This window comes from Paenibacillus sp. GQ49 (genome assembly GCF_059759055.1).
Window position 1 is genome coordinate 96366 of record NZ_JCAXEL010000005.1, and the last position, 12709, is coordinate 109074.

The 12709-nt window shown below is 45.2% G+C and carries 8 protein-coding genes; 5 read left to right on the plus strand and 3 right to left on the minus strand.

The window, feature by feature from the left end; genetic code table 11:
* The first annotated feature begins 3 nt into the window (after positions 1 to 3).
* Positions 4 to 945: a family 43 glycosylhydrolase gene (locus AC6CIF_RS11795; RefSeq protein ID WP_498199765.1), complete on the plus strand. Its 942-nt coding sequence runs from the start codon at positions 4 to 6 to the stop codon at positions 943 to 945.
* A gap of 78 nt (positions 946 to 1023) precedes the next feature.
* On the opposite strand, the gene AC6CIF_RS11800 is transcribed toward AC6CIF_RS11795, so the two are convergent.
* The 3 genes from AC6CIF_RS11800 to pdxR all read right to left on the minus strand — a co-directional run bounded on the left by AC6CIF_RS11800 (position 1024) and on the right by pdxR (position 5269).
* Entirely contained in the window at positions 1024 to 1551 is a 528-nt protein-coding gene (locus tag AC6CIF_RS11800; RefSeq protein WP_498199766.1) for a DinB family protein, read from the minus strand.
* A gap of 146 nt (positions 1552 to 1697) precedes the next feature.
* Positions 1698 to 3719: an ATP-dependent DNA helicase gene (locus AC6CIF_RS11805; RefSeq protein ID WP_498199767.1), complete on the minus strand. Its 2022-nt coding sequence runs from the start codon at positions 3717 to 3719 to the stop codon at positions 1698 to 1700.
* Positions 3720 to 3778: 59 nt separating this feature from the next.
* Positions 3779 to 5269, minus strand: coding sequence for a MocR-like pyridoxine biosynthesis transcription factor PdxR (gene pdxR, locus AC6CIF_RS11810; RefSeq protein WP_498199768.1), 1491 nt, complete (start codon positions 5267 to 5269; stop codon positions 3779 to 3781).
* A gap of 150 nt (positions 5270 to 5419) precedes the next feature.
* On the opposite strand from pdxR, the gene pdxS reads away from it, so the two are divergent.
* The 4 genes from pdxS (at position 5420) to AC6CIF_RS11830 (ending at position 12695) form a co-directional block, all read left to right on the plus strand.
* The gene (gene pdxS / locus AC6CIF_RS11815; RefSeq protein ID WP_036671277.1) at positions 5420 to 6301 is read left to right on the plus strand and encodes a pyridoxal 5'-phosphate synthase lyase subunit PdxS; all 882 of its coding nucleotides are present in this window, start codon (positions 5420 to 5422) and stop codon (positions 6299 to 6301) included.
* A 205-nt stretch (positions 6302 to 6506) separates the two neighbouring features.
* The gene (locus AC6CIF_RS11820; protein ID WP_498199769.1) at positions 6507 to 8966 is read left to right on the plus strand and encodes a GH39 family glycosyl hydrolase; all 2460 of its coding nucleotides are present in this window, start codon (positions 6507 to 6509) and stop codon (positions 8964 to 8966) included.
* Positions 8967 to 9169: 203 nt separating this feature from the next.
* On the plus strand, positions 9170 to 10402 hold the full coding sequence (locus AC6CIF_RS11825; RefSeq protein ID WP_062834547.1) for a PTS sugar transporter subunit IIC: 1233 nt from the start codon (positions 9170 to 9172) through the stop codon (positions 10400 to 10402).
* Positions 10403 to 10421: 19 nt separating this feature from the next.
* Positions 10422 to 12695, plus strand: coding sequence for a beta-glucosidase (locus AC6CIF_RS11830; protein ID WP_498199770.1), 2274 nt, complete (start codon positions 10422 to 10424; stop codon positions 12693 to 12695).
* Positions 12696 to 12709: the final 14 nt, after the last annotated feature.

The window sequence follows — 12709 nt, forward strand, 5'->3', positions numbered from 1 at the left end:
GGTGTGAATAATCAATTAACCAATGGTGGCATCTGGAATGATTCAAGCGGTCAGCCGATCCATGCCCATGGTGGACATATGTTATTCCATGACGATTATTATTACTGGTATGGCGAAGATCGGAGGGATGATATATATGTGAGTTGTTATCGTTCCAAAGATATATTCAACTGGGAGTTTCGAAACCATATCTTGACCACCTCTACACCAGCTGCACCCATTCGAGTTAGGACAAATCTGGCATTAGTGAACGATAAAGGTGGAAAAGTAAATCTCGAACGGCCTAAAGTGCTTTTCAACGCGGTGACCAAAAAGTTTGTACTCTGGGCTCACTATGAGAATGGTAACAATTACAACGATGCCGCATGCGCCATTGCCACATCGGATTCTCCGGATAGTCATTTCGTGTATCATGGCAGCTTTAATCCCTACGGGTATATGTCGCGTGACTGCACGCTCTTTCAGGACGATGACGGGACGGCTTATTTTATTTCGGCTGCCAGAGACAATGCGGACCTGCACATCTATCGTCTGCAGGAGGATTACCTTAATGTCGAAAGTCTTGTCGGAAAGCTGTGGCAGGGGGAGTATCGGGAGGCGCCAGCTGTCTTCAAACGAAAAGGGAAGTATTATATGCTAACCTCATTTTGCACGGGTTGGGCTCCCAATCAAGGGAAATACGCGATGGCTGATACGATGGATGGACCATGGGGGATGCTCAGCGATTTTGGCGATGAAACGACGTACCAAACGCAACCAGCATTTGTGCTGAAGCGGTCAGAAGAGGAGTACCTATACTTTTCGGATCGCTGGAACGGATCGGATTATTTTCAGTCCAGCTATGTGGTCCTGCCCATTGAGTTCTATGGGGACATTCCTATTCTGAATCATTATTCCACGTTATCTTCGCGAGAGGACGCACATCTGATTCATTTTGAACGATAATTTGAACGATAAAACGACTGATGAGAAAAGACTTTGATCCTACTGAGAATGTAGGTTCAAAGTCTTTTTGAATGAATTTTATAATTTCAAATCTAACGAATAGCGATCGCGAAGTACTGATAAGTGGTGGAGCTCATGCCCAGCCATAACAAATGCAATCGATCGAGCTGAAGCAGGATTATCACTGACGATCCCTCTACAGAGCCAAGCTTCCGGCGTAAGGCGACGAATCATAAGAATGGTTGAGCGGCGTGTGATGGCATATTCTTCGCTCAAATCGGCCAGGGTATACGAATCGAAAGGGTGGGTCTGCATAAGCACGTCCTGATCGTAGCCGGGATGATTCGCTTGCTCACCTCTGGCGATGCGAAGCAATCGGCTGCTCATGATGCGTTCGTTATCCAAAAGGTGACCGATGACCTCTTTCACGCTCCATTTGCCTTCGGCGTACCGATAATTTGCTTGCTCTTCTGTTAATGAAGAAAGCAAATTTTGTACGATGTTGGCCTGCTGCTCCAACATTTCAATGATGTTTCCTTCAGGAACAAGCCGGATATACCCTTCATAATAAGCTGCATATTCATCTGTAGTTGGTCTTTCAACCATAGTAATGCCTCCTTTGGGATTCGTAGATCTGGAATATATTGTAGCATAAATCTCACTTCCAGCATCGAAATTGGCCCTTCCGCTTGATAGGTGGAAGGGCCGTTTCATGTGATTTGAACAGTTTATAGCGTTTGGGTGTACCACTTCTAATCCGTACGTTGTATCCTTTTATTTTGCACAAATTTCTCCAAAACCGCAAAATCCTCCGTCACTTTTTTGAACGGCAACGTGTCCAGCACCTGTTCCCGGTAACTCTTTTTAGCCGCTTCGCTGAGACGGGAGTCAAGTATGCTGAGTATGCCAAGGTCGGTTTCACTACGAATCAAGCGTCCCGTTCCTTGCCGCAACCGAAGAAGCATGTCCGGTACAAACACCTCCATGAACGGATTCTCCGTTACAGATGCCTTATATTCATACACAGGATCCGATGGAACAGGGAAGGGCAGCCGGAAAATAATGACCTGTGACAGGTCAGACCCCTCGATATTCACACCTTCCCAGAATACACCGGTACCCAGCAGTACACTTTTGCTTTTCCTGAATTCGGCGATGACACTGTCCTGTGATGAACCCTCTTTCTGAACATGGACTGCCCATGTGTATTCATTAGCCCTTGAGATCAACTTTTTGTGAATGTACTTCATGTCCTCTTTTGCTGAAAAAAGGACGATTGTTTTTCCCTGAGTTAGATTACAGAGTTGAACCACTTCCTTGTACGCTGCTTCAAGATAGTTTTCGCGTTGATCGTGGTGGTAATAGGGAACTTTGTTCGAAATATACATCATCGCATGGTTGGTGTAGTCAAAAGGGGAGGGTTGGCGCTCTAAGAAATCTCCCTTATAACCGAGGGAGTGCGTCATATAAGAATATTGTTCCTCCAGCGTATCCCCGCCTTGGCACAGCGTTGCTGATGTTAGAATTACAGGTACCTTGCCATTAAATAAAGCGTATTTCAGAAATTGGCTTATATCTTTGGGACAGATGCTGATTGTGGTTACTCTAAGGGGGCTGCTTGCCCATAAAAGATAGTTGTCCTCCATTTCAGATAAGACACGAATGAGGGTTATAAGCCCGTTGATGGCTTCAAAAGCGTCATCGATCTCCCGCTCGTGACGGGAGGTCAAAATGGAAAGGCGCAGACTGAGATCTTTTAAATCGTTTAAGACTTGGTTTAACGGTATTCCTTTGATTTCCGACACTTTGATTCGGTCGTTATCCTGCTTGGCATGGTGGAGCAGATCCGCGTTTACCTGTTTGAAGATGCGCTCAGCGCAGTTTTTGATGAACTTGGATTGTGAGAAGAGACTTTTATCGCCGGACTGCTTCGTGAGAAGCTGCACCGTGGTATCCAGAATGCGGCAGATTCCCCGATAAGTGAACTCAAGTGTTCTGGCATCCCGAACTTTTGCTTCCAGATTATGCGCTTCATCAATGACGATCAGAGCAGGCTGTTCCGAGATGATGCTCTTGGTTCCTTCTTTTTTCTTCATCAAATCTCGTATAAGCAAGTCCTGGTTCACGATAATAAAATCAATCTCGTGAGCTTTTGCATTTAATTTCGCTCTCATGTCGTAAAACAAACATGCAGTTTTATGATGACAACGTTCAAATTTGCAATCATTCACGGAAACGTGAGACCATTCAGCATCACTAACCCCAGCTTTAATATCGGCTCTTTCATCAATTTCATAATCTAATATGCGCTGTGCGAGGGTAGATACGGAGGAGTTTGCATCATCAAGATTGATCAATTCCGCTGCTCTACTTCGACAGGCGTACTGACCCATGCCTTTCCCCACCACGGATCGAACCGTTGAGAATCCCAACCGACTACCAATGATCCTTAAATCTTTATGTATCTGTTCCGAGAGCTGAATGGAGGATGTAGCTATAATGACTGGTTTCTGAGACATTTGATTCGTGAGCAGACTTGGGATCAGGTACGCAAAAGACTTACCGATTCCGACACCAGCTTCAATCATGGCATTATGCCCATGGATATAAGCATCGGCGATATCGAGAGACATTTCTTGCTGCCCGATCCGCTCTCTAAGGCCAATTCGGGGGAACCGGTCATATATTCGGAAGATGGCGTTAACCAAAGAACGTTCGATTTCCTTGTCCGGTTCCTGCTTATTTATTTTATAAAGTTCATTTAACCAATTCATAACGATCGCCCCTCTTCCGAATGATGATCTTCTTGTACTTACTTTGGAGACGATTTACCTCACAATGCAGTTGTAACGGCATTTTTCAATCTGGATACGCCTTCCTGTAATTGTTCATCTGACAAATGTGCAAAAGATAAATAGATACCATACTTCATACCAACAGCCGTTGAACTGCTGACTTCTGAGTATACCACACCTTGTGACCGAGCTGATTCCCGAAAGGCCTCATAAGTGGACACATTACCTCGCCACCAGCCAAACACGTGGAGACCCGCTTCATTCTCCACCCAATCAAACCATGTAGAGAGGTGTTTGTTCAAAAGTTTGAGTAACAGATGGAATTTACGACTGTATAATCGATTCATTCTGCGCAGATGACGCTCATATTGACCACTTGTCATGAATGCAGCTAATGCCCGTTGTTCGATCAGGTTGACGGGTCTTGGCTCGTATAATGCCTGTGCCTTTCTAAAGGTGTCAGCCAACGTAGGGGGAAGAACCACATAACCAAGTCGTACTTCTAAAGGCAAGGTTTTGGTAAAGCTGCCCAGGTAGATTACGCGGCCTGCTTTATCAAGTGTTTTCAGTGGTTCAACATGCATTCCGCGATATCGGAATTCACTATCATAATCATCCTCAACAATCATGGCATCATTTCGCTGTGCCCAGTCCAGCAAGGTTTGTCTGCGTTCCAGGCTGAGCATTTCACCAGTAGGAAATTGTCGTGACGGCGTGACAAACAACATACGTGCTTCCCAGTCCTGGGGCACAACGCCCTGACCATCGAGATTGGCTTCAATCAACTTTGCACCCGCAGCCAATATGGCTTTAGAAATCCCGACATAACAAGGACTCTCTGTCACTACATAATCCCCAGGATCTGCAAGTAATTGAGTGAGTAGGGCTATAGCTTGCATGGAGCCTGCAGTTACTGCAATATGATCCGGATCAACTTGAATGCCCCGCATCCTCCGCAGATAGGCAGCAATGGCTTCTCTCAATTTTGGATCCCCGGTTGAACTAACCATAGCAGAGGTTGTTTTCAGGTGAAGCTCACGCTGCCTTATCTCTGCATACAATCGATTATTCCATTCATCGTAAGGAAACTTGGAGAAGTCAGGTTGATATTTGCTAAAGTCGATCACTTCGTCGCTATTCATTCTGGAATCATGTGTATGAGCATTGGCTGGTGTTTTTCTTTGAATCGACTGCTGTTCAAACTGCTGAATACGGTTCCCCCAGGCAGATAAGTGATGCGTACAAGCTTTCTCGGTGGAAGCATCATTGCTTAAGTCCAACTGATATGCAACAAAGGTTCCTCTTCCATGCTCTGAATGAATGTAACCTTGTGCAGTCAACGTATCATAGACCTGATTCACGGTTCCTCTGGAAATGTGATACGTTGCAGCTAACTCTCGAGTAGAGGGTAACTTCTCGCCATGTATAAGAATACCTTCATGAATTGCATCACGAATGGCATGATAGAGAGCCTTCATCTTCGTATATTTTCGGTTCAAATATGAACTGTAAGCTACATGAAATTGCATAGGACCTCCAGAGTTATAATTAAAGTGGTACAATAAAAATCAAAATTATTGGATCTTTTTATATGACCATTCTCATTCTATACTAAATCATAGATTAGAGCGATGCCTTTATTGAAAATCACCCAAAAGTTACTTAGGAGGACTACAATCATGCAAACAGGTACAGATCGTGTAAAAAGAGGAATGGCTGAGATGCAAAAAGGTGGCGTCATCATGGACGTTATGAATGCAGAGCAAGCTAAAATCGCTGAGGCGGCAGGGGCAACAGCTGTTATGGCTCTTGAACGGGTACCTTCCGATATTCGCGCAGCTGGCGGTGTAGCTCGTATGGCAGATCCAACCATCGTTGAAGAGGTTATGAAGGTTGTATCTATCCCAGTTATGGCCAAAGCACGTATCGGTCATTACATAGAAGCCAAAGTGCTTGAATCCCTAGGTGTGGACTATCTCGATGAAAGTGAAGTTCTTACACCAGCAGACGAAGTGTTCCATATCGATAAACATGAGTTTACTGTACCATTTGTATGTGGAGCCAAAGATTTGGGAGAAGCTCTTCGCCGTATTGGTGAGGGTGCATCGATGATTCGTACAAAAGGTGAGCCTGGAACGGGCAACATTGTTGAGGCAGTTCGTCATATGCGCCTGATTAACAGCCAGCTCCGTAAAGTGCAAAACATGTCCAAAGACGAGCTGTACGCTGAAGCCAAAAATCTGGGTGTAGCTTATGAGTTGCTGCGCGAAGTTCATGAAAACGGAAAACTTCCTGTCGTTAACTTTGCAGCAGGCGGTGTAGCTACTCCGGCGGACGCAGCATTAATGATGCACCTGGGAGCAGACGGTGTGTTTGTAGGATCAGGTATCTTCAAATCCGATAGCCCTGAGAAATTTGCTCGTGCAATCGTTGAAGCTACAACACATTACACGGATTACAAACTGATTGCCGAAGTATCCAAAAACTTGGGCGCCCCGATGAAAGGGATCGAAATTTCTAAATTGGCTCCAGAAGAGCGCATGTCCAACCGCGGTTGGTAAGATAGCAGTGCATTTAGTTGAATAGATAGTTTGAACATTTATATAGAAGAGCCGATCAATTGAACCTTAATTGATCGGCTTTTTTGTTCTTACTGTTTAGCTTGTTGATATCTTCAAAATGCTGTGGCTATAATAATCGGTATGAAGGAAGGTGCAGACAATTCGCTATCTATATGAGTTTATTCAACATCAGGACGATCTGCCTATGAAACTCTTCGTGAACTCGGTAAAACATATTGATTTTCATTGGCACAAGGAAGTGGAAGTTGTATATGTTCTCCACGGTTCAATCATCATGTATCTGGACCAGCAGCAATATACACTGCATGAAGATGATGTGATCGTGGTTAACAGTATGTCCGTCCACAAGATCGAACGAACCAATCAGGACAATGTGTTATTAACATTGCAGTTCGGTCCCGAGTTGATGAACAATAATGCGTTTATCTCCTGTAACTCTGCTATGAACGTGGAACAAAACGCTCCTCGCCTGCAAAGTATTAAACAATATCTTGCGCAGATGGTATGGGAGATCAACAAAAAAACGCCGGGTTATCAAAATTTCACAATGGGCAGATTACAGATGTTATGCGGATGCCTGCAGAGGTATTTTTCCAGTGGAACGAATTCCGCATTGGAAGACGGTAGCAGGGATTATGACTATAAAAGACTGAACAGGGTCCTCACATATATTGATTTACACTACAATGAGAAGATTACACTACAGGATATGGCGGATTCCGAACATTTAAGTTTGCATTATTTCTCCCATTTCTTCACCGACAAAATCGGGATACCTTTCCAAAAGTATTTGACGCTCATTCGCTTGGAGAAGGCTCAGGCTCAGCTGGCAGCAAACGATAAAAACATCTCGGAGATCGCGCTGGATTGCGGATTTGCCAATGTGAAGCTGTTTAACAAATACTTCAAGGAAAAGTACGGCTGTACGCCCGGTTCCTATCGGGAAGCTTCTCGTACACCGGAACTCCATCAGTTGAATGTGAACCGCAAACCCAAAACATATGAGGAGTCTTCAAGCGGAGATTATTACGAGATGGAAACGCTGAATGCGATTGGTTTACTGTATCGATATCTGGATGTGAAGGTTGACGCCGATCAGGACACACTTCCTGTACCGTCTGTACATCTGTCAGACCAAACTTATATTGAGATTCGTGCGGATCAGACGTCGTCTGTCTACGAAAAGCACTGGAATATGACCATGACGGCAGGGAGAGCCATTGAAGGTTTACGTGAAGATTGGCGGAAGCAGCTCTCCGCGCTGAAAGGAAAAGTACCTTTTCAATATATTCGATTTCACGGCATCTTTAATGACGAGATGATGGTGTACAGCGAGAACGAGCAGGGCATCCCCCTCTATAACTGGTCTTATGTGGACAAGTTGTATGATTTCCTGCTGGATCAGGGCGTTCGGCCATTTGTGGAATTAAGCTTTATGCCGAGCCAGTTGGCGAGATCCAAAGAAACGCTGTTTTGGTGGAGGGGGAATATTAGCCCGCCATCCGACCCTGCCAAGTGGCAGGCGCTTGTTGGTGAATTTGTTCGCCATTGTTTGAATCGTTATGGAGCGGAAGAAGTGAGGCAGTGGTATTTCGAAGTATGGAACGAGCCTGACCTGGCGGGTGTTTGTTGGGCAGGAAGCAAGGAAGAATACTTTGCGTTTTACGAATCGACCGTTCATGCCATCAAATCGATTTTGCCGGAACTGAAGGTGGGGGGGCCAGCTATGGGTTACGGTTCTCTCTGGAACGATACCTGGGCTGAGGAATTTTTGTCCTATTGCCGCAAGCGGGAAGTAGCTCTCGACTTTTTCTCGTTTCACATCTATTCGGAGTATCCCAAGCTAAAAGTTGAAGAGGATCGTTTAACCCAAATCATGCCCCCTGCTTTTTATAAAGAGAGTATTGAGCTTATGCGGCAAAAAATGAATACGTCATCGTACGGTCATGTTGAACTTCATGTCACCGAGTGGAACTTTTCGCTGTATGACCGGAACTTGCTTCACGATACTATGTTCATGGCTCCGTTTGTGATTTACCACACCATGAACACGCTCGGTGACGTGAAAGCGATGGCTTTCTGGTCCTTTACCGATGTATTCGAAGAAAGTATCGTTCCCGCTTCTCCTTTCTACGGAGGTTTTGGCCTGATTAACCGCGATGGGCTGAAGAAACCCAGCTATTATGCATTTGAGCTTATGCAAAAGCTTGGGGATGAGCTGATGGTCAAGGGAGACGGTTATGTCGGAACCCGAAAAAGGGATGGAAGCATGCAATTTTTGTTCTATCACTATGTTCACGTAGACCAGCTGTTTGCAAGTGGAGATTGGTCGGAATTATCCAGCTCAACACGCTATGACGTATTTGAGGAAAAAGGCAGCAAAACTTATGAACTTACCCTGAGCAAACTCGAGGGATCTTATAAATGCACCAGTTATCAACTGGATCGGGAGCATGGATCGGTATTTGATGAGTGGACCCGCATGGGATCGCCCTATTCCTTGACGGAAGAAGAAATCGCCTATCTAAACGGCAGGAGTGGACCCGTGATGGGGACAGAGATGGTAAGAGATGAAAGTTGGCGCAGAGAGATTTTGCTTCCACCGCATGGGGTAATGCTACTCATTTTGGATAGACAATATTAAAAAAAAAGTGCTTTTAAGACATCCTTTCAGTTTGAAGGGATGTTTTTTGTTGTTTATTTCTTGTTCAGGCTGGCAAGCTAGAACTATAGCGATGGATTGGGCAAAAAACGAACCATGATGCGGCAAGTTCCAACAAGAAAGCGTTAACACAAATCGATATACTATGGTTGTGGCAGCATAGAGGAAGACAGGGGGAGTTTTGGATGAAGCGTTTCATGAAATGGATGACAGATTCGTTTGCGCCAAGATTGGAGGCGTTTACGAACAATATTTGGGTTTCTTCGATTCAAGAAGCCATCATGGTCGCCATTCCGATGATTTTCATCGGTTCGATTATTACATTGATTTCGATTTTGCAGGATTTCATTCCGGGCATGCCGGACCTGACACCTATCACGACATTCAGTTTTGGTTTGCTCGGGTTGTTTATTGCTTTTCTGACGCCTTATGTCGTGATGGAAAAAAGAGAACGACACAAAATCAAGTTGCTGGCGGGAATGACGGGGATATCTCTGTTCGTCATGCTGCTTAACCCGACGGTAAACGAAGACGGTACCATTCAGTTCATCCTTGAACGATTTGGACCCTCGGGGATGATTACCGCACTCTTGGTAGGTGTATTCGTCGCTCTTGTAATGATCATGTGTAACAAATTTTCGTTCTTCAAAAAGGGGTCTTCACTTCCCGAATTCATTATGGACTGGTTCGATTTTCTCGTCCCGATCGCCCTGGTATTAACAACAGGATGGTTGCTTGTATATCAGCTTCATTTTGATATTTTTGGACTGATCGTAAACGTATTTGAGCCGATCAATGCCGTAGGGCAAAGTTTAACCGGATTTTTATTGTTCAATTTCATTGGTGTTGTACTGTATTCTTTCGGCGTAAGCCCGTGGGTCATGACACCGATCTGGTACGCGATCTGGATACCTGCAATCGAAGAAAATGCAGCTCTTGTGGCAGCAGGACAAGATCCAGTCAATATCAACACATTTGAAACCTTTTTCTCCGGATGGCTGGGTATTGGCGGTATGGGTGCGACCTTGCCGTTAGTTGTTTGGTTCCTGATGGCACGTTCGAAAAAACTGAAATCTGTCGGCAAGGCAACTATTATCCCGTCCTTGTTCAACATTAATGAACCTGTCGTGTACGGAGCACCGATTGCCTTTAATCCGTTACTCATGGTGCCGATGTGGATTAACTCACTTATCACGCCAGTGATTGTGTATTTGGCTCTCGACTGGGGTTGGGTGCGGATTCCGAGCCAGATCTTCCAGCTATGGTACACACCGATCGGCTTGTCCACCTATATTATGTCCGGACTCAATGGGCTTATCTTGCTGGCAGTCGTCCTGGTGATTGTATTTATTGTCTGGTTTCCGTTTTTCAAACTGTATGATGCACAGGAACTGAAGAAAGAACAGGAACAAAATTGATATCAGAAGGGTGAGTACTATGGATAAATCAATCAATGAATTGTTGTCGGCATTAACGCTGGCTGAGAAAGCTTCACTCTGCGCAGGATTGAATATGTGGATGACAAAAGGAATCGAGCGGTTAAACATTCCGCCAGTTCATATGTACGATGGGACAAACGGCATTCGTAAAACAAACAGCGATGAAGAAATGGGGATTACAACAGAAAATGTACCCGCAACCTGTTACCCTACGGGTTCAGCCATCGGTTCTTCGTGGAATACGGAATTGTTATATGAAGTTGGTGTGGCACTGGGACGTGAATCCAAAACCATGGACGTCGAGTTGCTGCTTGGACCTGGTGTCAATATGAAAAGAACGCCGCTTGGCGGAAGAAACTTCGAATACTACTCGGAAGACCCATACTTGACGGGGGAACTTGGAGCGGCGTTTATAAACGGGATCCAAAGCGAAGGTGTGGGTGCTTCTGTCAAACACTTTGCGGGCAACAACCAGGAGTTCGAGAAGATGGTAACCAGTTCGGAAATCGACGAGCGAACGCTTCGCGAGATTTACCTGAGCGCCTTTGAACGAATTATTAAGAAATCCGACCCTTGGACGGTGATGTGTTCCTATAATTTGTTGAATGGAACATATACAAGTGAGAACGAACATTTGCTTCATGACATTTTGAGAGAAGAGTGGGGGTATGAAGGTGTTGTTCTATCCGACTGGACAGCTGTCAATGATCGCATACGCGGACTGAAGGCCGGACTTGATCTGGAGATGCCGGGCCCTGCTCATTACAATGCCAAGGCAATCATTGAGGCGATTCAGAACGGAAACCTTTCCGAAGAACAATTGGATCAAAGCGTGGGTCGTATTTTGAAGCTGGTTGAGCGGGTAACGGGCAAGAAAGACAAGGATTCTTCAACAGATTCCGACTATCATGCACTCGCACGTAAAGCGGCGGCCGAAAGTATTGTGCTTCTGAAAAATGAGAACGCGATTCTCCCGCTAGGGCAGGAGTCCATTTCGTCGATTGCCGTGATCGGACGGTTTGCCAAAAAACCGAGAATTCAGGGAGCGGGCAGTGCGAAGGTAACACCTACAAGAGTCGATATTCCATGGGATGAGATAAAAAATCTGGCTGACGATGCCATGACCATGAATTATGCAGTAGGGTACCCGGAGGATGACTCCATCAATGATGAGCTAATCAAGGAAAGCGTGTCATTAGCCATGAATTCCGATGTTGCTGTATTGTTTGTTGGTCAACCGGAATATGCGGAATCGGAGATGCATGACTTGCAAGGCATTGATCTTCCCGAGCATCAAGTGAAATTGATTCTCGCGGTAGCCGCAGTTCAACCCAAGTGTATTGTCGTAACGAGCAGCGGCTCCGCACTGGCGATGCGCCCATGGGTACAGCATGTATCTGGTGTGATTCATTCCTGGTTGTCGGGTCAAGGCATGGGTAAAGTGATTGCAGATGTATTATTCGGACAGACGAATCCTTCGGGCAAACTGTCTGAGACATTCCCTGTCAAACTGTCGGACAACCCTTCACATATGCGAATTCGCGGAGAGAACGGCAAGCTGTATTATCGCGAAGGCTTGTTCGTGGGTTATCGATATTATGACCGGAAAGAACTGGCACCTCAATTCCCGTTTGGACACGGATTGTCTTATACATCGTTTTCCTATACGGATCTGGAAGTGGCTCAGACCCATACCGGTGTTACGGTGTCCTTCCAATTGAAAAATACCGGAAAGCGCAACGGGAAAGAAGTTGTTCAATTGTATGTTCACGATGAAGAGTGCACATGGACCCGTCCAGAGAAAGAATTAAAAGCTTTTGCTAAAGTTGAACTGGAGCCGGGTGAAAAACGCAAGATTACTTTTGAACTGGAAGAGAGAGATTTTTCATACTACAACACCAAGTATAACCGTTGGGTGGCTGAGACCGGGTTTTTCCAAATTTCACTTGGCAGCTCGTCCAAAGATATCCGAATTACGGAACGTCTGCATTGTGACTTTGGTAAGGAAGAAATCACGTTCCACAAATTCAGTCTGCTTAGTGAGTGGATGAGTGATCCTGTAGCGAAAAAGGAATTGGAGCATTGCCTGAATGAAATGAACGAGCACGTTACGGACAAGGTATATCTAAACGAGGAGTTTGTGGGATTCTGGGCAGATTTCCCGATGATCAAAGTATTCCAAATGTTCGGTCAACAATGGATGAATGAACGCTCACCTGATGAAATTATTAATGAACTTATCGCCAAGGTTAACCAGGCACGTAATAAATAGTTAAGTAAAAGAGG